This window comes from Maribacter sp. TH_r10, assembly GCF_033101095.1.
Classification (GTDB): domain Bacteria; phylum Bacteroidota; class Bacteroidia; order Flavobacteriales; family Flavobacteriaceae; genus Maribacter_A; species Maribacter_A luteus.
On record NZ_JAWMPY010000003.1, the window covers coordinates 244,536 to 264,486 of the forward strand.

Sequence of the window (19,951 nt, forward strand, 5' to 3'; positions counted from 1 at the left end):
TCAATATACTTTATGAACTAGTGTATTTTGTTCTCGCTGAATATTTTCTCCTTACAAATTCATTCTGGCAAATCGAAAGCATCTCCTTTTCTATCCTTAAATTATTCAATAGCTTTGCCTCACAAAATTAAGAATGATGAAAGATACGGCCCTTACCAAAACCCATGAAGCACTAGGTGCAAAAATGGTACCTTTTGCAGGATACAATATGCCGGTTTCCTACGAAGGCGTGAATATTGAACATGAAACTGTCAGAGAAGGAGTTGGGGTTTTTGATGTCTCACATATGGGGGAATTTCTCATTGAAGGTCCTAATGCCTTGGAATTAATTCAGAAAGTCACTTCTAATGACGCCTCGAAATTAACCATAGGTAAAGCACAATATAGTTGCCTTCCTAATGAAACGGGAGGAATTGTTGACGATTTAATCGTTTATCGCATTAAAGAAGAAACCTATCTTTTAGTGGTAAATGCCTCCAATATTGAAAAAGATTGGAACCATATCTCAACATACAATAAAGGCATAAAGGCTGAAATGAAAGACCTTTCCGAACAGTATTCACTTTTGGCCATTCAGGGACCAAAAGCGGTTGAGGCCATGCAAAGTTTAACTTCAGTCGATTTAAGCAGCATCAAATTCTACAATTTTGTCGTTGGTGATTTTGCGGGAATTGAACACGTTATCATTTCAGCAACCGGATACACAGGTTCTGGCGGTTTTGAAATATATTGCAAGAACAGTGAAGTAAAACAAGTATGGGACAAGGTTTTCGAGGCCGGTGCAGATTTTGGAATAAAACCGGTTGGACTGGCAGCGAGGGATACCCTTCGTTTAGAAATGGGGTATTGCCTTTACGGAAATGACATTACCGATGAAACCTCCCCTTTTGAGGCTGGTTTAAGCTGGATTACAAAATTTACAAAGGATTTCGTCAATAGCGAGGCCTTAGCGAAAGAAAAAGCACATGGACCCGAAAGAAAATTGGTAGGTTTTGAATTGGACGAACGCGGTATTCCCCGACATGGGTATGATATCGTGGACTCACAAGGAAAAACGATAGGGGAAGTAACCTCTGGCACCATGTCCCCTTCTTTAGGAAAAGGAATTGGGCTCGGTTACGTACCGACCATATTTTCTGAAACCGGTAGTAAGATCAGCATTCAAATTCGAAAAAAGGCAGTACCGGCAACTGTAGTCAAATTACCTTTTTATAAAAATTAATGCCGAACTATCAGGACATAATAGAAGCGATTGCTTCCGAATTAAATAATGTTAAGGAAAAAGGGACTGTAGCCTCTTATATTCCTGAATTATCGAAAATAGACCCCAACAAATTTGGGATCCATTTGGTAGATTCCCAAATGAACCATTATTCTGCGGGAGACGCTGACGAATTGTTTTCGATACAAAGTATCTCTAAAGTCTTAAGCCTATCAAAATGTTTTGCTTTGGTCGGTGATTCAATTTGGGAACGCGTGGATGTTGAACCCTCGGGTGATCCATTTAACCACTTATCCCTTTTGGAATTCGAAAATGGTATTCCTAGAAATCCGTTGATAAATGCAGGGGCTATTGTGGTTGCCGATATTCTTGTTTCCAACCTAGAAAACCCCAAAGATGAGTTCCTGTATTTTATTCGTCAAATAACAAACGACGATAGCATCACCTACAATGAAAAAGTAGCGGAATCTGAAAAAAATACAGGATTCAAGAATATTGCCGCGGCAAATCTCCTTAAATCTTACGGTAATCTTGAAAACGATGTTGACGAAGTCCTTGATTTTTATTTCCACCAGTGCTCCATCGAAATGAGCTGTAAACAATTGGCAAATGCATTTTACATGTTCATGAACCATGGCAAGTGCCAGAGAGGTAAAACTTATCTGAACATTAACCAAGTGAAAAGAATCAATGCCTTAATGCTTACTTGCGGGTTTTATGATGAGGCAGGCGAATTTGCCTTTGAAGTGGGGCTACCCGGTAAAAGTGGCGTTGGAGGTGGAATTGCCGCCGTGTTCCCTGACAAATTCTCCGTAGTCACTTGGTCACCCGGCTTGAACCTAAAAGGTAATTCAAAACTTGGCATGCAAGCCCTTGAAAAGCTTACTACAAAAACCTCTCAATCAATTTTTTGAAATTGGACTCAAAAAAGATTCTAATACTGGGCGCAAGCGGCTTTATCGGTAATGCAATTTATCGAGAGCTTCGCTCCTATTTCAATACTTATGGTACGTATAATTCTGCCAGAAGGTCTTTTGAGGGCAACCAGCAGTTTTTAAAATACGATTTAGCGTCTGATGATATCTTCCAGGTTTTGGAGAAAATTCGTCCACAAATCATAATTTCAGCAGTGCGCGGAAACTTTGCTTCTCAAATACAAGCACACCAACATCTGGTAGAATATGTTTCGGAAAACGATTGTAGGTTGATTTTTATCTCATCGGCCAATGTATTCGATGCTTATAGTAAGTACCCGTCATACGAAAATGACAAAACCCTTTCAGAAAGTGTTTACGGAAGGCTTAAGATCAAAATCGAGAATATGATGATGCGCTTACCGAGCCACAAAATGGCTATCCTTAGGGTACCCATGGTATTTGGCAACTCATCACCAAGAATCAAGGAAATTAGAAACCTTATATGGAACAATAAACCCATTGAGGTTTTCCCTAATTTGATCATGAACGTAACACATGATGATAAGCTAACGCAACAAATACACTTTATCATTAATCAAGATAAAACAGGTATTTTCCATTTAGGCAGTAAGGACTTGGTGCACCATGAAGATTTCATAAAGGAAGTTGTGGAGCGTATTGGGAAATTCAACCCCATCTATAAAAGGGTCTATACAACGAATGACGATCGTTATTTGGCCGTACTTGCGAAAACCAACAAGCTTCCCAATAACCTCCAGACCACTTATCAAGAAATCATTGACCATCATCTTTTAATGGATTAAGTTCCTGAAAGTCATTTGCTTTTATATTTTTGATAAAAAAATGAGGTTATGGCAAAACTAGATGAAATCGAAATTCAGGAACGTCTTAAAAATTTGGAAGGTTGGGAATACATTGACGACGCTTTGCAAACTACTTTTGAATTCAAGGATTTTAAAGAAACCTTTTCCATTATGACCCGCATTGCCTTTGAATGCGAGGCCCAAAACCATCACCCCGAATGGAGCAATGTATACAATACCCTGACGATACGTTTGAACACCCATGATGCCAATGGGGTAACCTTAAAAGATTTTAAATTGGCCCAAAGCATAGAGGATATTATTGAAAGTGATTGAACCCGATCTTTTACAATACTTTGGAAATCGCAGGAACAAAAACCTATTTAGATTGATAAATGCCCTAAAACCAAAATCTTAGGAACTCCTTTGCAAAAGGCAGTTACCCTTGAACCTTATCGTATTCAATCCTTTGAATTTATACTTCGCCGAAGGTTTATGATACTGTCTAAATTTTCTTAAATTTACAGCCGTTAAAATAATACACACATCACATTATGGGAAGAGCTTTTGAATTCAGGAAGGCACGTAAAATGAAAAGATGGTCCGCAATGTCCAAAGCGTTTACGCGTATTGGAAAAGACATTGTTATGGCCGTAAAAGAAGGTGGCCCAGACCCTGATTCCAATTCAAGGCTTAGAGCGGTAATACAGAATGCCAAATCTGTGAACATGCCCAAAGACAATATCGAAAGGGCCATAAAAAGGGCCACTGATAAAAGTCTAGGTGATTTCAAAGAGGTATTATACGAAGGGTACGCCCCACACGGTATCGCTATTTTAATAGAAACCGCAACGGACAACAACACAAGGACCGTAGCGAATGTTCGTAGTTACTTCAACAAATGCAATGGTAGTTTAGGTACATCAGGTTCGGTAGAATTCATGTTCGACCACACTTGTAATTTCAGGATCAATGCAGAAGGAATAGATGCGGAAGAACTTGAACTCGAAATGATCGATTTTGGTGCTGAGGAAGTTTTTGTCGATGATGACGGAATATTGATTTACGCCCCTTTCGAAAGTTTCGGTGCCATTCAAAAAGAATTGGAGCATAGGGAAATCGAGATTCTTTCTTCCGGCTTTGAACGCATTCCACAGGTAACCAAAAAATTGACCGAGGAAGAAGCGGCCGATGTTGAAAAATTATTGGAAAAAATCGAAGAGGATGATGACGTTCAGAACGTTTATCATACGATGCAGGAATAGGTTATGACAATTCGGGTTTCTTTCCCGTAACACCCTTAAAAAATTCCCTGTAGAGTTTAAAATCAGCCTCTATATCTTTCGAAGGAGTGTAAGGCTTCGAAAATTTTATCTGTTTACCGCCATAATCAAAGGCAACCAAAACAATAGGTACTTGGGCGGCTTTGGCAATGTAATAGAATCCTGTTTTCCATTTTTCAACCTTCTTACGGGTTCCTTCCGGTGATAGTGCCAGCCTAAAAACTTCCTTTTCGTCAAAAATACCGGCAATAGCAGTTACGGTGTCATTGCTTTTTGAGCGATCAATAGGTGCACCGCCCATCCATCTGAAATACCACCCGAACGGAGGTTTAAAAAGACTCTTCTTTGCTATGAAATTCATGTCCTTATTGATGACCCTTCGAATAAGTAGTCCCAAAAAGAAGTCTACCCAGCTGGTATGTGGTACAACGACCAATAAACATTTATCAATATCGGGAAACTCTCCAATGATCTTCCAACCGAGTAATTTGAAATAAATAAATTTTGCAAGTGTATGCATATAGGCTTAGATCTTTTCGTAGATCGATTTTAATTTAGCTGGTGTAATGGTTTTTCTCCACTCTTTTCCCAATGCGTTTTCCCATAAAGGTTCCATTCCCATAGCTACAGAGATCATGGTTTCGAACTCCTCTTCAGATAAGTTGGCACATATACCTTTTGGAAGCTCAATTTGATGTTTTTCTTGCATAATCTTGAACAAGGCCACTCCTTCGGGATAAAACTCCTCTAAATATTGAAAAACAAGACAATTACCAATCCCATGCTTCACCCCTAAAAGATAAGAAAGTCCGTAACTCATGGCATGCGCGACACCGACTTGGGAATAGGCGATACTCATACCACCATGCCACGAAGCCATCATTAATTTGTCCCGCGATTCTGTTTCGCCCAACCCATCAAGGAACACTTCCTTACACAGTTCGTATGCCTTTTCACCATAACTCTGACTAAAGGCGTTTAGATAAGTCCCATTGAGCGACTCCACACAATGGATAAAACAATCCATGCCCGTATAAAACCATTGTTCTTTGGAAACCCCTTTAGTTAAATCGGGATCAAGAACAACTTGATCAAAGGTCGTGTAATCAGAATTTATACCTAATTTCCTTTCAGGCCCCAATAGTACCGTTGTTCGCGAAACCTCTGCCCCTGTTCCGCTAATTGTGGGTATACCTACATGGTAAATGGATGGTTTTTTCACTAGATCCCAACCTTGGTATTCATAAGAGCTCCCTTCATTATTCATCATTATGGACACGGCCTTTGCCAAATCCATTATCGTACCCCCTCCTATACCTACAATACCGGATGGAATCTCTGAAAAATCATCCCTTATTTTTTGTACCAAAGCATCAACCTGATTGGTCTTGGGTTCTTCATCGGCCGAAATAAATACAATACGGTCATTGAACATGGTCGGTATACGATACGGTAATTCCTTTCCTTCAAAAACATCATCAACCAAGAAAATAAATGGAGCTTCGGAATTTTTCCTTTTGGCCATTAATATAGTACCTAGTTGATCAAAGCTTCCGTTCCCAAAAACCACACGTGGCACCATTGGGAAATTTTTATATTCCACTTTCTTTTTGGTAGGATCGTTTTTCAATATACTTGTGTTCTTTACCTCCATAATACTATTTCAAATAGCCTAGAACATCTTCTAACCTATTTAATTTCAAATATTTGTAATCATTTTCCTCAATCGACACCTGCTCATGTTGCCAAGTCGTATGAAAAGGAACATGAACTGCTTTTGCCCCAATATTAAGTAAGGGCAAAACATCTGACTTCAAGGAATTCCCTATCATTAAAAATTCATCGACCCCTATTTCAAGATGTTCCAATAGGTTTTTGTAATTCAGTTCTTTCTTATCGCTCAGCACCTCTACATGATGAAAATATTCTGATAGTCCCGATCTTTCGAGCTTTCGTTCCTGATCCAACAAATCGCCTTTGGTCAAAACGATCAATCGATATTTATTTTTCAATGCCAGTAAGACTTCTTTGACCCCATCCAACAATTCAACTGGGTGACTAATCATATCTTTACCTAGATTCAAAATTTTCATAATCGTTGCTTGGGAAACCCTATTATTTGAAAGTTCCAAGGCCGACTCGATCATAGAGAGCATAAAACCCTTAATTCCATACCCATACAGTTCCAGATTGTCCATCTCTTTTTTGAACAACTCTTGATCTATTTTGTTTTTAGTTTCGAAGCCTTCGAGTAAATCGGCGAACAATTCCTCGGTATCCCGAAAATACGTTTCGTTCACCCATAGGGTATCATCGGCATCAAAGCCTATAACTTTTATGTTACTGAAATCTACTTCCATGCTGCTTGGGCCTTTTTTAGATCTTCAGGCGTATCTATTTCGATACCTGTTACTTTCGTCTCTACCATTTTAATTTTTTTACCATACTCAAGATATCGAATGGCCTCTATTTTTTCCTTAGCTTCCAAAGGCAACATGGGCAAACGGTGAAAATCCATCAAAGCACTTTTCCGAAAAGCGTAGATGCCTTTGTGTTTATAATAGATATCCTCAATGGCCGTGTCTCGTGGAAATGGTATTGGCGATCGGGAAAAATAAAGGGCAAAATTACGATTATCGATAATGACCTTTACCGTATTCGGGTTGTTAATTTCATCCCAATCGTTAATCCTTACCATTAAAGAAGCCAGGTCTATTTCCTTGACAACATCTTCCTCAAAAACCTTCAATACACTTGCCAAGCTTTCACGATCGGTAAAAGGTTCGTCACCTTGCACGTTGACAATGATATCAACATCCATGTCGGCAACGGCTTCCGCAATACGATCACTGCCACAATCATGCTCCTTAATACTCATTATCGCCTGCCCTCCAGCGTCTGTAATGGTATCAAAAATAATTTTACTGTCCGTAACAACATAAACCTCATCGAAAAGTTCGGTTTTTATCGCCGCTTCATAAGTACGCACAATAACGGGTTTGCCCGATAGGTCCTGCATTAATTTGGCAGGAAATCTTGAAGCCGCATATCGTGCGGGTATCATTGCTATAATTTTCACTTTATTCGCTTTAAGTTGTTGATTAAGATTTTGTCCTTGGCCTTAGTTTACGATAAATCGTAAAGACGAACACCAAAATGGCGATGACCAAAATAGCCGCCAGGATCGGGGCAAAAATGGATGCGGCCGAAACCACCACCGCAGCCCCCGTTTCAACTGTTGAAACCAGTGGATTTGCCAAGCCTCCCGTAGTTGCTGTCGATGTTAATCGGGTCGAGGCTCCCGCCCCTTTTATTGCAGTTGCCGTACCTCCCCCAGCAATTATGGCCAATGACCATGTAACCACTGGATCGAGATTCGCTACCGTTGACACCATAACCGCTGTACCTGCAATAGCTGCCAAAGGTATGGCAATACTGTCCAATAAATTATCTACCCAAGGAATAAAATATCCGAAAATTTCAGCTAAAGTAGCCACCCCTAGGGTTATCAATGCAGCAACACTCCCTATCCATTGCCAATTATCGTTCAATTCCCAAACCCCAAAATATGAAGCCAGGCTAAGTGCGAAAAGGGGCAGGAAAACACGAAAACCCACTGACGCCGCTAGACCAACACCCAAAAATATACTGATTATCGTTTCCGAGTTCATTTTTTATACTTTGTACTAAATTAGGTTATTCCGAATCAAGAAAAAAATCGGACTTAAAGCCTATAAGATACAATTTTTCCTTTGCCCTAGTAACCGCCGTGTACAACCACCTAAGATATTCTTTATCGATACCATTGGGTAAGTAAGGCTGCTCAACAAATACGGTATTCCACTGGCCACCTTGTGATTTATGACAGGTTATGGCATATGAGAACTTGACCTGTAACGCATTGAAATACTTATTGTTCTTTACACCAAGGAACTTTTTATATTTTGAAGTTTCATGTTCGTAATCTTTCATTACTTCCTGGTATAAACGATTACCATCTTCGTAAGATAAGGAAGGGGTTACCGCCATGATGGTATCTAACAACAGGACCGTTTCAAAAGGTGGTTGATTCGGATAGTCGACCATTTGCACCTTCACCTCAGCAAATTTGAACCCGTACAATTCCTTTATCGCAAAAATCTCGAGCACCTCGATAATATCACCATTCGCTATAAATCCGGCTTCAGAGGTGGGTTTTAACCAAAAATAATTATTCTTGACCACCATCATAAAATCCCCTGTGGCAATATCATTTTCCAAATAAAGGATTCTTTGGCGTATATTTTCATTGTAGAGATTGGCCCTTTTGTTCGACCTCACAATTATGGTAGTTTCTTCTTTCCCGTTCTCTGAATAAGATGAATCAATAGCCTCTAGTATTTCATGACCATCTATGAGTCTAACAATATCACTGAACGGATTTACATCAAACTGAAATCCTTCGAAAAATGTCCCGGCCAATTGCTCCCTGAGCAATGTGGCATTGACCAAAATACCGGAATCCTCTGATTGCCGAACCACCTCATCCAACTCGAGCTTTGTAACCTCTTTGTTATAATTTAGACCTAATTTGCCTTCATCCAAAGCCGGACTCAAATCGAGATGAACCGGAGGTAACTGGGCCGTATCCCCGATCAAAATCAACTTACAGTTGTGTCCGGAATAAACGAACATCATAAGATCGTCTAACAACGAGCCGTTTTCGAAAAGTTTGGAATCTGCAGGGGTATCCGGAATCATTGAGGCCTCATCAACGATAAATATGGTATTCCTATGCTTATTAGGCGCCAGAACAAATTGTACCCCACCTCCTGATTGCTTTTTGGGAAAATAGATTTTACGATGTATGGTGAACGCCTGTGTATTTGAGTAATTTGACATTACTTTAGCCGCTCTTCCCGTTGGCGCCATCAACACCGCCTTCATAGTCGTACGCCATAAATTACTAACCAAGGTACCAACAATCGTAGTTTTTCCAGTACCGGCATATCCCTTCAACAAGAACAATCGTTCTTTTTCATCAGAAAGCACATAATCCGACAATTGTTGCAATGCCACCGACTGCATAGGTGTAGGCTCATGTGGAAACTTTTCCTTAAGGATAGAAAAAAAAGAGGATGCAGTAAGGACCTTCATAGTTTTCAAAGATAATCATGATTATCGGCCCAAAAACCATTTGCTATATTATTCTACTGAAATATCATATAAAATTGGACTAAAACACACACTATCCATTACGTTTCAAACGGTTATGATATGCACCTCATTTAATCATAGAACGACCGTCTTTATAGGCGAAGCGATAAATTTGATAAACCTTAATAATTACCGCAATAAAATATTAGGCAGTTTGTAAAAAAATTGTAGATTTGTGTTAACCACTAAATCAAAAAAATAACACGTAAGAAATGAAGACCATAATACAAATTGTACTTTGGATTGCTTGTATCGGATTAGCATACCTTATTTATAGCTCAGTAACCGGACCTATAGAATTCAAGAAAGTAAAACAAGAGCGTTTTGCCAAAGTCGTATCCAAATTAAAGGACATTCGTAATGCCCAGGAAGCCTATAAAACGGCTAATGGAAAATATGCAAATGATTTTAAAAGTCTGATAAGTTTCGTAGATACTGGTAAATATACAATTACCCAGCAAAGGGATTCTTCTTATATGGAGATGGACAAAACATATGGTATTGAACTTCTGAAAGAAATCAAAATCATTGACACCTTAGGATTTGTATCGGTGAAAGATTCATTGTTCAAAAATGACGATCGTTATAAAAGCTTAATGGATGTTCCTTACGCTCCAGGCGGGGAAAAATTTGAAATGAAATCAGCGATTATTGACAAAGGTGGCTATAAAGCCCCGGTTTTCGAAGCCAAAGTCAAAAAGAGCGTAGTATTATTTGACCAACCTAAAGACTTATTGACTCGCGAAAATGCACAAATAAGTGTTGAAGAGGTAAATGGCGATGTTATTAAAGTTGGTTCTCTTGATCAGGTGAGTACTAGTGGTAACTGGCCTCCTATTTATGACAAAAAAGAAGATCTTTAAAACGGACGATATTCCATTGGAAAAATTTAACAAACTGTCCATTCAAGTTAGCTTGAATGGACTTTCTTTTTGTGTACTTGATACAATTTCCAACACCATTACCAATTCTGAACGACAGGTTTTCGATAAAATCCTAAACCCCTTTGAACTTCAAAATAACCTAAGAACATTACTGGAAAAACATCAAATACACAAAACCTCTTTTTCCGAAGTCATTGTCGTTCACAGTAACGGACTTTTCAGTTTTGTGCCAAAATCTTTATTTGATGAAAATGAACTGGCCAACTACTTGAAACTGAATGCCAAAATCCTGGCCAATGACCATTTGGCTTACGACACCTTGGAGAATTATGATATGGTCAACGTTTACGTGCCTTTTGTAAACATCAATAATTATATTTTCGAACTTTTCGGAGAATTTGAATACAAACATAACGGTACTGTATTGGTTGAGGCATTATTGAATAATTCCGGCGCCAATAAAGAGCCTATTTGCTATGTTCATGTTGACGGCCAACAAATGAGCATCACCGTAATATCACAAAAAAAATTACAACTCCACAATAACTTTACCTTTACCTCCAAAGAGGATTTCATTTATTATTTGCTCTTTACCATGGAGCAATTGAACTTAGAGACCGAAACCACAAAGTTGAAACTTTTCGGTTCTATAGAAGAAGACGATGAAATCTATAAACTTTGCTATTCCTATATTAAGGACATAACCATTTTTATCCCCTCCATTACATCTTATCCAATGGCCGATACTGATAAAAACACCATAGATTTCACCTTAATCAGCGCCCTGTAATGCGAATAATTTCCGGAAAACATAAAAGCAAAAGAATAACGGCCCCAAAAAAATTACCGGTTCGCCCTACTACCGATATGGCGAAAGAAGCCCTTTTCAACATCCTCAATAATTCATACTATTTTGAGGAGATAAGTTTCCTAGACCTATTTGCCGGTACCGGAAACATAAGTTTTGAATTTGCCTCTAGGGGAACGACTGATATTACGGCTATTGATGTCGATTTTGGGTGCATAAAATTCATTGATAAAATCTCAACGGAATTAAGTTTTGGTATCTCTGCCATTAAAAGTGATGTTTTTCAATTTTTGGAAAAGACAGTCATTAAGGCCGATATCATTTTTGCTGACCCACCTTACGATTTTCCCGTAGAGGAATTTGCCAAAATACCGGAATTGGTATTTAAAAACAACCTCCTTAATGATGATGGGGTACTGATTGTTGAACACTCAAAACATACTGATCTTTCGCAGTTGGAACATTATTCCAAAAACAGAAGGTATGGGGGAAGTGTATTCAGCTTTTTTGAAAAATAGCCAACACTTTTTCCTTTAATATGATATTACATTTCACCTTATAACCCGATTAAGGCATATATTAGGGTATTTTTACCAAGCACTTGGGTAAAGTAAATACGGTGATCACTGTTGAATGTAAAAGAAATCAGGGATAATTCGACAACACATTTTCCTTTGGAAATGCTATTTTATTAAAAAAGCAGGTCATAAGCCGGATTCTGTTCATCCTGAAAAATTCAGAATGCCCTTATCATTTATCTGGACCTTTGGTTGCCCAAAGGCTCTAACCGCCTACCCTTCAGCTCGGACGTGCCGCCCTCGAACACTGATTTACATGACGTTTCACCGTATAGAGTTTACCTGGTTTCACTACAGCCTTACCTGTACATACTTTCTGCTGCACTTGTCCTCCCTGACAGTAACTATCAGGTGACGGGCGTTACCCGCTATACTGCACTATGGTGTCCGGACTTTCCTATCTGACGTTTAAAGCCAAATCGATAAGGAGACCTGCTAAGATGCAAATTTACTTCAATTGTTGATAAAAAAGTGTTTAATCCATCTTAAATAAAGCGCTATAAACACCGCTATTTTTATATTTGTAAAATAGCCTCGGTAAACAGAATACCTTAAAAACACAAACGATTTGGAGCCATTTATTGTATCAGCACGTAAATATAGACCACAGACATTCAAAGATGTCGTTGGCCAACAGGCGATAACCAATACATTGCTCAATGCCATTGAGAACAATCATTTGGCCCAAGCCCTATTATTCTGCGGACCAAGAGGGGTAGGAAAGACTACTTGTGCCCGTATTTTGGCCAAACAGATCAATCAAGATGGCACGGAACGGGAAGATGAGGATTTTGCTTTCAATATATTTGAGTTGGATGCTGCTTCGAACAATTCAGTCGACGATATCAGGAACTTGATCGATCAAGTCCGTATTCCTCCCCAAGTAGGAAAGTACAAAGTATATATTATAGATGAGGTACATATGCTATCGCAATCGGCCTTCAATGCCTTCTTAAAGACTTTGGAAGAGCCGCCAAAACATGCGATTTTCATTTTGGCCACAACGGAAAAACATAAAATCATCCCCACTATTCTTTCTCGTTGCCAAATTTTTGATTTTAAACGCATTACGGTCAAAGATGCCGCTTCATACTTAAAATATATCGCTGAAAACCAAGGAATTGAAGCCGATGATGATGCCCTGCATATCATAGCACAAAAAGCCGATGGTGCAATGCGGGATGCCCTATCTATCTTTGATAGGGTCGTTAGCTTTTCGGGAACCAACCTAACCCGTAAAGCGGTTACCGAAAATTTGAACGTCTTGGATTATGACACGTATTTCTCGGCTACCGACCTTATTTTAAAACACGATATTCCCGGTTTATTACTCCTATTCAATAAAACCCTGTCTTTGGGTTTCGACGGCAACCATTTTATATCGGGACTCGCTTCCCACTTTAGGGATCTTATGGTTTGTAAACATGAACAGACCATTGAGTTATTGGAAGTAGGTGAAACCGCCAAAAAAAATTATTTGGAACAGTCCAGACTTACATCAAACAATTTTCTGTTACAAGCCTTGAATATTGCAAACGACTGTGATCTCAAATATAAAACCAGTAAAAACCAACGGCTCTTAGTAGAGCTTTCATTGATGAAATTGGCGTCCATTAACTTTGGAGCTGAAAAAAAAAATCCTGAATCAGTCGCATTAGCCAATACTACTATTGAATTTATTGCTCCCGCTGCGTTTTACAGGAACATCATTAAACCCCCTACCAAAGCCCCTGAAAAAGAAGAAGCCAGCAAAAGTGATGCATTCGACCCAAGCACAACTACTGGAATAGAGCAAAAAAAGACGGAAACACCCCCTACTACTAACACGGTAAACGAAGTGGTTGTGCAGGAAAATACCGTACAGCCTGCCGTCGAAGAACCCAAGGCAACCATTAAGCCAATATCAATAAAGGGCAATACGAAAAGGGTATCCGGACTTTCAATTTCAAGTTTAAAGGCAAAAAAACAACATGAGATAAATAAAATAGATGTTGTAATCGATGAAAATGACCTGCCTAAAGAGGATTTCAGCGAAGAAGACATGCAAAAACATTGGAATGATTTTGTAAAAAAAATAGACAATGATGGTAGAAAATTATTGGCATCCAGTTTAAGTACCGACATTCCTAAAATGGCCAATGCCACCACCATTTGGATCGAACTTCCCAATGACACCATGAAAAAAGAGGTGGAACGTGAAAAATTCGACCTAATGGAGTATTTACGTACCAACCTCAACAACCATTTCATTACCCTTAAAATTACGGTCAATGAACAAGTGGCCAAAAAATTCGCTTTTACCCCTGAAGAAAAATATGAGAAGCTTCGGGAAAAGAACCCGGCCATAGACATTCTACGCAAAACATTCGACCTAGACCTTTAGCCTATTCCGCATCCGAATACGAATAGAGATAACAAGCATTACTATTGCGATAATCAAAAGACCGAAAGCTTCCCTGCCTTCTTCAATATTTTTAATATCACCCTGACCAATTGTAAATCCTTCGAACTTAATGGGAAAATGATATAAGAAACCTAAAAAACCGAATATCGAAGCGGTCAAAGGAACTATAAACTTTATTTTATCAAACAAAAAACCAAGGGTTACCAAGGCGGCCACACCATATACCACAATCCATAAAATAGGATCGGCGTCATTATATTGCAATAATGCCGACCATAAGAACAGAAGTACAAAGAGCCATCCAAAAAACTTGAAAAAAGTATTCATTTTATAAATATAAGCACCTTATTTTGAATCGGATGTTGAACCTACTATTTTTGAAAGATCTTAAAACTTAAAATATGCTTGGCCTTAAACTACCCACAGACCCAAGATGGGTCAATATTGTAGAAAAGAACATTGATGAAATTCTAACCGACCATGCCTATTGTGAACAAAAGGCGGCAAGTACTGCCATTTCTTTGATTGTTTCCTTCCCGGAATATACGGATCTTACCCAAGAAATGATCGCCTTATCCAGAGAGGAGATGGGCCACTTTAAAATGGTTCACGATCGCATCATCGCAAGAGGACAAACTTTAGGGCGTGACCGTAAAGACCTTTATGTAGTTGAATTGATGAAATTTTTTCCCAAAGGAGGCAGCAGAACCAATCAATTGGTGCATCGTTTACTTTATGCCGCCTTGATAGAAGCCAGAAGTTGTGAACGTTTTCGCTTGCTATCCGAAGAATTACAGGACAAGGAATTAGCTGAGTTTTACCATAAACTCATGGTCAGCGAAGCCGGTCATTATACCATGTTCTTGAAATTTGCCCGCAAATACGGCAATCTTGAAGAGGTAAATCAAAAATGGCAGGATCTTTTGGACTATGAGGCCAAGATCATGAAAAATTTAGGCAAGAACGAAACCGTGCACGGCTAGCTAATTGGAATTATACATAATTAAGACGCCGAAAAATATAGGCTTTTAATGATTCCGTCTGACAAACCGATTTTAGGAACGAATATTTTTTTGGCACCGCTCCATTTGGTAGCCATTAAGAAAATTCGTGTGGCAGGAATTATAACATCTGCACGATCCGTATTCAGGCCTAACTCTGATATCCGATCCTCATAAGTAAGGCTGTTCAAAAAATTATATTGGGCATTTAACCAGACATAAGATAGGTGTTGGCCTTCCTTTCTACCAGACATCTTATGTAACTTATTTATATTACCACCGGAACCTATGATAGAAATGCGTTCTAGGTCGGCCGTATGTTGTTTTATCCAATCCTCCAATTTTTTCCAGGTGGCGTCCCCTACCATATTGTTCAATAGCCTTACCGTCCCCAATTTAAAGGATTTCGAAACTTTTATAACCCCCTCATTAAAAAGTGTGAATTCGGTGCTACCACCACCCACGTCTATATAGAGATAGGCCTGGTCTTTCTGTATCAATTGCTTCAAATCTGTGGAAGCGATGATCTCGGCTTCTCGTTTACCATCGATTAAATCGATTTTAATACCTGCTTCACGCTGTACCTTTTCTATGATTTCCATACCATTATTTGCCTCACGCATAGCTGAAGTTGCGCAAGCCATATATTTTTCAACCCGGTTTACATCCATCAAAAGTCGAAAGGCCTTCATAGATTTTATGATACGCTCTTCATTATCTTCGGATATCTCCCCAACGGTAAAAGAATCTTCTCCTAAACGAACGGGTACACGTACCAACTCACTTTTTGTAAATACGGTCTTTTTGCCTTTCTCCTCAATAACATTGTTTACCAGCAACCTAATAGCATTTGATCCTATGTCTATTGCAGCGAATTTTCTAACTTTCAAATTGTATGGATTTAAGAATTCAATTTGTTTTTATAATAATCATACAGAGCAAATTGGGAACGTACCTTGGGCTTGTGGTTCTTTTTATAAGCATTGTCCTGTTCGGCAGAAAAAAGACGGGCCTTTACATTATCGCTCCAGCAAATCTCAAACGTATCAATCAATTCCTGCTTAACATCCTCATCATATATCCTACACCCTACTTCTACCCTATTGTCCAAATTTCGGGTCATCCAATCTGCTGAAGAAATATAAACCTTCGCATCATCATCATTACAAAAGATAAATGCCCTAGGGTGCTCCAAGAACTTGTCTACCACGCTTATGGCCTCTATATTCTCGCTCATACCCTCAACACCGGGAATAAGACAACAAATACCACGTATGATCAAATGGACTTTCACACCTGCATTACTCGCCTCATACAATTTATCGACCATTTTATAGGACGTTAAACTGTTCATCTTTATTTTGATATAAGCATTTTTACCAGCTCTGGCATTTTTTATTTCTTTATCGATCAAAGAAATGAAATAACTTTTGGTATAATGCGGGGATACCACCAAATGTTTGTATTTATTTATTTTATATGTTGTCGTAAAGAAATCGAACACCTTGTTCAGCTCTTTCAATATGGGTACATGGGCGGTGAAGAGTGTATAATCCGTATATATTCTAGCAGTAGATTCGTTGAAATTACCGGTACTGATAAAACCGTACCGTTTTATTTTCTCGCCCTCTTCCCGCTCAATAACACATATTTTACTGTGTACCTTTAAACCAGGAACACCGAAAATGAGCTTTACTCCTTCAGCCTGCAATTGTTCAGCGTATTCTATATTCGCCTGTTCATCAAAACGGGCCCTCAATTCTATTTGCATCGTGACCTGTTTCCCATTTTTTACGGCATTGACCAACGATGCGGCTACTTGCGAATTAGCTGCAAGTCGGTACACCGTAATTTTTATACTTCGTACCTTGGGATCTAAAGCGGCCTCCCTTAAAAATTTAATAACATAGGAAAATGTGTGGTACGGTGTGTATTGTAGATAATCTTTTTCAGCGATTTTTTCCAAAATACTCCCTTCCAAACTTAGTCCCTTTATCGGTAAAGGCTCTATGGTATCATACATTAAATCGTTTCTACCCAGACTTGGGAACCCCATATAGTCCCTGCGGTTATGATATCGGCCACCAGGAATTACACTATCGGTTTCCTCTACATTCATTTTTTCTTTGAGAAATTGAAGGGTATCTTGGGCAATGTGCTTGTCGTATACAAAACGTACGGGGTCACTTATTTTTCTTCCTTCGACACTTTTGGACAGTTTCTCAATAAAACTTTTACTCAGATCGCTATCTATATCCAACTCGGCATCACGGGTGATCTTGATCATATGTGCCGTTATGGACTCATAGGAGAACATGGTAAAGATGTTACGCAGACAATAACGAATCATATCATCTAACATGATGATATAATCCTTACCATCGATTTTGGGCAATACAATAAACCTATCTATCCCTTTAGGTATCTCAATAAGTGCATATTTTACGTTTTTTTTGCCCTTGGGAGCCCCTTCCTCAGGGATCAATACCATTTTTACCGCAAGATATGCTGCCGTATCTTTTAAGGTAGGAAACTCCGTGAGGTCATTAAGAATAATGGTCATTAAGACCGGACTTACCTTTTTAGTGAAATATGATTTGATGAATTCTTCATGATCTTCACTTATTTTCGTCTCATCGATCAAGAAGATATTATGCGTATTGAGTTCTTTGGTTATCTGTCTTAAAATAGAAAGGCTTTTCGCCTGTTGCTTTATTACGATGCTGGTAATTTCTGCCAATAAATCCTTTGCCGTTTCTCCACCCAATTCACTTTTTCCGGTTTTACCGGCATGCACAATACGTTTTACGGTCGCATAGCGCACTTTGAAAAATTCATCAAGATTATTCGAAAAAATACCCAAAAAACGAAGTCGTTCGATCAATGGCACGTTTTTATCGGCACTTTCCTGTAGCACCCTTTCATTAAAACTTAACCAACTGATCTCTCTATTTATATATTGATTTTTTGCTTTCACCATTATTTTAAGGATTTAGGAAAAATTGTATACGATGTTGAGCCCTTTCCTATGGCACTCCAATCGTTGGTATTAAAATTCAGGTGAACCAATCCACTGGTCGGTACATTGTCTATATATTCACTGCCCAAACTATTCGCAATATGGGTAAAGGCGTGGTTGTGCCCAAAAATCATTACGGTTTCAAGGCCATTATCCAACTCCTTTACAAATTGTAGAACATCATCACCGGAGAAGTCATAGAGCGCATTTGTAATTTGAAAATCAGCATACGCAAAATCCATACTCCTCAAAAAAATCATACAAGTATGCAATGCCCTGTTGGCCGGACTTGAAAAAACGGCATCGGGCCGAATTTTCTTTCTATTAAAGGCCCCAACCACCAAATGACCATCATTGATTCCTCTTTGCAACAGCGGCCTGTCCTTATCATTTACGGAATATTCCCATGAGGATTTACCATGTCGCACCAGTATAAGTTCCTTCATTTTACCTCTTCGATTTAATTCAAACTAATAAAATTAATCAATCGACCAAAGTATACCGAAAAAAGTTGATGCAATATTTAAACTAGGGGGCCAATCGTTCTATTTTCCAATCAAAATCTTCCTGTAAACTAAATCGGATCCTATCGTGTAAACGATTTGGACGCCCTTGCCAAAATTCCATTGAAACGGGCCTCACCAAATAACCACCCCAATAATGGGGACGTGGAATTTCTTTGCCCTTATATTGATCTTCCAACGATTTTAGACCGTTTTCCAATACAGACCTTGATGGGATGACCTCACTTTGATTGGAGACTATGGCCCCCAACTTGCTGCCATCTGGCCGGGATTCGAAATAACCATCGGACAGGTTTTCCGAGATTTTTTCAGCAGTACCCTTAATAATTACCTGACGCTCCATCGAATGCCAAAAAAAAGAAAGGCATACCTTCGGATTAGCAGCAATGGCCTTTCCTTTTTCACTCTCATAATTGGTATAAAAAATGAAACCCTCATAGGTGTACCTTTTCAATAGGACCACACGGTTCTTGGGGAAACCATCCAAACCTATGGTAGAAACGTTCATTGAATTGGCCTCATCAACGGTATTCGATGCTTCTACTTCATAAAACCATTTCTGAAACAACTCCATTGGGTTGTCTGAAATGGCATCTTCCATGAGTGCGCTTTTTTCGTAGGATTTCCTATAATTGCTTAAATCTTTTTCCATTGTAATGTAATCTTGAACAAGATATACAAAGTTCACCAAAAGAACGGAAAACAGGAAGGCTTCCTCCGTTTTTATTGAAGACTTTTCTTATTACGGCAACAAAAAGAAATTAAGGACAATTGTGGTTTAAGGGTTTTGCCTTATATAACTGATTTGGGCAGCAACAGGTGCATCCGCAGGATAAGATATGTAATACAAGGTCAACTTTTCATCAACGATTTTGAACCTACTGCCATATGCTTCAACATTCAAGTCAATAGTTTCAGGGTTTGGTTGGAAAACTTTATCCCAAGAGGTGTTGATCATTGCTTTTATAAAGACACTATCCCCTTCTACCCTATATGTGCCTGTATTCTCCGAAGAGCCTATTATTTCCTCAGGATCATCATCTTCAAATCCATAAAAATCGATGGTATAGGAATATGAATAATCACTAAGAAACCGATATGTAGCCACCATATCAAAATATCGATAATCCCCTTCAGAACCACCACTGGGAATAACATCGGTCCTACTCCAGGAACCCAATAGGGCCGCCCCATATTCATCGACCGGAACAGAATCGTCCGTTTCACAGGAGTAAAAAAGAAATGAGATGAAAATAATCGAAATAAGCTTTATTCGCATTACAGGTTTTAT

Annotated in this window: 22 protein-coding genes and 1 other RNA gene; 10 read left to right on the forward strand and 13 right to left on the reverse strand. The window is 38.9% G+C overall.

Annotation, left to right across the window (positions count from 1 at the left end; all coding sequences use genetic code 11):
* Positions 1 to 136 precede the first annotated feature (136 nt).
* The 5 genes from gcvT (at position 137) to R3X28_RS10340 (ending at position 4,228) form a co-directional block, all read left to right on the forward strand.
* On the forward strand, positions 137 to 1,222 hold the full coding sequence (gene gcvT, locus R3X28_RS10320; RefSeq protein ID WP_282056524.1) for a glycine cleavage system aminomethyltransferase GcvT: 1,086 nt from the start codon (positions 137 to 139) through the stop codon (positions 1,220 to 1,222).
* On the forward strand, positions 1,222 to 2,136 hold the full coding sequence (locus R3X28_RS10325) for a glutaminase (protein ID WP_317664200.1): 915 nt from the start codon (positions 1,222 to 1,224) through the stop codon (positions 2,134 to 2,136). The genes gcvT and R3X28_RS10325 overlap by 1 nt, the downstream gene beginning before the upstream one ends.
* A 2-nt stretch (positions 2,137 to 2,138) precedes the next feature.
* Positions 2,139 to 2,963, forward strand: coding sequence for a sugar nucleotide-binding protein (locus R3X28_RS10330; protein ID WP_411556605.1), 825 nt, complete (start codon positions 2,139 to 2,141; stop codon positions 2,961 to 2,963).
* 48 nt (positions 2,964 to 3,011) lie between these two features.
* Positions 3,012 to 3,299 (forward strand): 4a-hydroxytetrahydrobiopterin dehydratase, encoded by a 288-nt coding sequence (locus R3X28_RS10335; protein ID WP_154368272.1) that lies wholly within the window; start codon positions 3,012 to 3,014, stop codon positions 3,297 to 3,299.
* Between the two features lie 218 nt (positions 3,300 to 3,517).
* Positions 3,518 to 4,228: a YebC/PmpR family DNA-binding transcriptional regulator gene (locus tag R3X28_RS10340; RefSeq protein ID WP_154368274.1), complete on the forward strand. Its 711-nt coding sequence runs from the start codon at positions 3,518 to 3,520 to the stop codon at positions 4,226 to 4,228.
* Position 4,229: 1 nt separating this feature from the next.
* Here the strand turns inward: R3X28_RS10340 and R3X28_RS10345 are convergent, their stop codons facing one another.
* The 6 genes from R3X28_RS10345 to R3X28_RS10370 are packed head-to-tail and all read right to left on the reverse strand — an operon-like array spanning position 4,230 to position 9,382.
* Positions 4,230 to 4,766, reverse strand: a complete 537-nt coding sequence (locus R3X28_RS10345; protein WP_317664201.1) for a 1-acyl-sn-glycerol-3-phosphate acyltransferase — start codon at positions 4,764 to 4,766, stop codon at positions 4,230 to 4,232.
* A 6-nt stretch (positions 4,767 to 4,772) separates the two neighbouring features.
* The gene (locus tag R3X28_RS10350; protein WP_317664202.1) at positions 4,773 to 5,900 is read right to left on the reverse strand and encodes an iron-containing alcohol dehydrogenase family protein; all 1,128 of its coding nucleotides are present in this window, start codon (positions 5,898 to 5,900) and stop codon (positions 4,773 to 4,775) included.
* 4 nt (positions 5,901 to 5,904) lie between these two features.
* The gene (locus R3X28_RS10355; RefSeq protein ID WP_282056253.1) at positions 5,905 to 6,606 is read right to left on the reverse strand and encodes an HAD family hydrolase; all 702 of its coding nucleotides are present in this window, start codon (positions 6,604 to 6,606) and stop codon (positions 5,905 to 5,907) included.
* Entirely contained in the window at positions 6,597 to 7,310 is a 714-nt protein-coding gene (gene kdsB, locus R3X28_RS10360) for a 3-deoxy-manno-octulosonate cytidylyltransferase (RefSeq protein ID WP_154368617.1), read from the reverse strand. The genes R3X28_RS10355 and kdsB overlap by 10 nt, the downstream gene beginning before the upstream one ends.
* A 37-nt stretch (positions 7,311 to 7,347) precedes the next feature.
* Positions 7,348 to 7,917 (reverse strand): DUF4126 domain-containing protein, encoded by a 570-nt coding sequence (locus tag R3X28_RS10365; RefSeq protein WP_154368282.1) that lies wholly within the window; start codon positions 7,915 to 7,917, stop codon positions 7,348 to 7,350.
* 25 nt (positions 7,918 to 7,942) lie between these two features.
* Positions 7,943 to 9,382, reverse strand: a complete 1,440-nt coding sequence (locus R3X28_RS10370; RefSeq protein WP_317664203.1) for an ATP-dependent RecD-like DNA helicase — start codon at positions 9,380 to 9,382, stop codon at positions 7,943 to 7,945.
* A gap of 272 nt (positions 9,383 to 9,654) precedes the next feature.
* Here R3X28_RS10370 and R3X28_RS10375 point away from each other — a divergent pair, with 272 nt between their 5' ends.
* From R3X28_RS10375 to R3X28_RS10385, 3 genes are read left to right on the forward strand one after another with little or no spacing between them, the layout of a single operon-like run.
* Complete coding sequence (locus R3X28_RS10375) at positions 9,655 to 10,305, forward strand: hypothetical protein (protein WP_154368286.1); 651 nt, start codon at positions 9,655 to 9,657, stop codon at positions 10,303 to 10,305.
* Positions 10,283 to 11,116 (forward strand): DUF3822 family protein, encoded by an 834-nt coding sequence (locus R3X28_RS10380; RefSeq protein WP_317664204.1) that lies wholly within the window; start codon positions 10,283 to 10,285, stop codon positions 11,114 to 11,116. The genes R3X28_RS10375 and R3X28_RS10380 overlap by 23 nt, the downstream gene beginning before the upstream one ends.
* Positions 11,116 to 11,652, forward strand: coding sequence for an RsmD family RNA methyltransferase (locus R3X28_RS10385; RefSeq protein WP_317664205.1), 537 nt, complete (start codon positions 11,116 to 11,118; stop codon positions 11,650 to 11,652). The genes R3X28_RS10380 and R3X28_RS10385 overlap by 1 nt, the downstream gene beginning before the upstream one ends.
* 174 nt (positions 11,653 to 11,826) lie before the next feature.
* Here the strand turns inward: R3X28_RS10385 and rnpB are convergent.
* An RNA gene (gene rnpB / locus R3X28_RS10390) (RNase P RNA component class A) lies at positions 11,827 to 12,151 on the reverse strand.
* A gap of 129 nt (positions 12,152 to 12,280) precedes the next feature.
* Here rnpB and R3X28_RS10395 point away from each other — a divergent pair.
* A complete protein-coding gene (locus R3X28_RS10395) occupies positions 12,281 to 14,095 on the forward strand; it encodes a DNA polymerase III subunit gamma/tau (protein ID WP_317664206.1) in 1,815 nt (604 codons plus the stop codon).
* Here R3X28_RS10395 and R3X28_RS10400 read toward each other — a convergent pair.
* Positions 14,084 to 14,443: a transmembrane 220 family protein gene (locus R3X28_RS10400; protein ID WP_317664207.1), complete on the reverse strand. Its 360-nt coding sequence runs from the start codon at positions 14,441 to 14,443 to the stop codon at positions 14,084 to 14,086. The genes R3X28_RS10395 and R3X28_RS10400 overlap by 12 nt on opposite strands.
* A gap of 74 nt (positions 14,444 to 14,517) precedes the next feature.
* Here R3X28_RS10400 and R3X28_RS10405 point away from each other — a divergent pair, with 74 nt between their 5' ends.
* Entirely contained in the window at positions 14,518 to 15,099 is a 582-nt protein-coding gene (locus tag R3X28_RS10405; protein ID WP_154368291.1) for a tRNA-(ms[2]io[6]A)-hydroxylase, read from the forward strand.
* A gap of 20 nt (positions 15,100 to 15,119) precedes the next feature.
* Here R3X28_RS10405 and R3X28_RS10410 read toward each other — a convergent pair whose 3' ends face one another.
* The 5 genes from R3X28_RS10410 to R3X28_RS10430 all read right to left on the reverse strand — a co-directional run bounded on the left by R3X28_RS10410 (position 15,120) and on the right by R3X28_RS10430 (position 19,939).
* Positions 15,120 to 16,007, reverse strand: coding sequence for a Ppx/GppA phosphatase family protein (locus R3X28_RS10410; protein WP_154368292.1), 888 nt, complete (start codon positions 16,005 to 16,007; stop codon positions 15,120 to 15,122).
* 11 nt (positions 16,008 to 16,018) lie between these two features.
* Entirely contained in the window at positions 16,019 to 18,097 is a 2,079-nt protein-coding gene (gene ppk1, locus R3X28_RS10415) for a polyphosphate kinase 1 (RefSeq protein WP_317664208.1), read from the reverse strand.
* Positions 18,097 to 18,582 carry a SixA phosphatase family protein gene (locus R3X28_RS10420; protein WP_317664209.1) on the reverse strand — a complete coding sequence of 162 codons (486 nt, stop codon included), beginning with the start codon at positions 18,580 to 18,582 and terminating at the stop codon, positions 18,097 to 18,099. The genes ppk1 and R3X28_RS10420 overlap by 1 nt, the downstream gene beginning before the upstream one ends.
* An 82-nt stretch (positions 18,583 to 18,664) precedes the next feature.
* On the reverse strand, positions 18,665 to 19,312 hold the full coding sequence (gene pdxH, locus R3X28_RS10425; RefSeq protein WP_154368304.1) for a pyridoxamine 5'-phosphate oxidase: 648 nt from the start codon (positions 19,310 to 19,312) through the stop codon (positions 18,665 to 18,667).
* Positions 19,313 to 19,438: 126 nt separating this feature from the next.
* Positions 19,439 to 19,939 carry a hypothetical protein gene (locus tag R3X28_RS10430; RefSeq protein ID WP_317664210.1) on the reverse strand — a complete coding sequence of 167 codons (501 nt, stop codon included), beginning with the start codon at positions 19,937 to 19,939 and terminating at the stop codon, positions 19,439 to 19,441.
* Between the last annotated feature and the right edge of the window lie 12 nt (positions 19,940 to 19,951).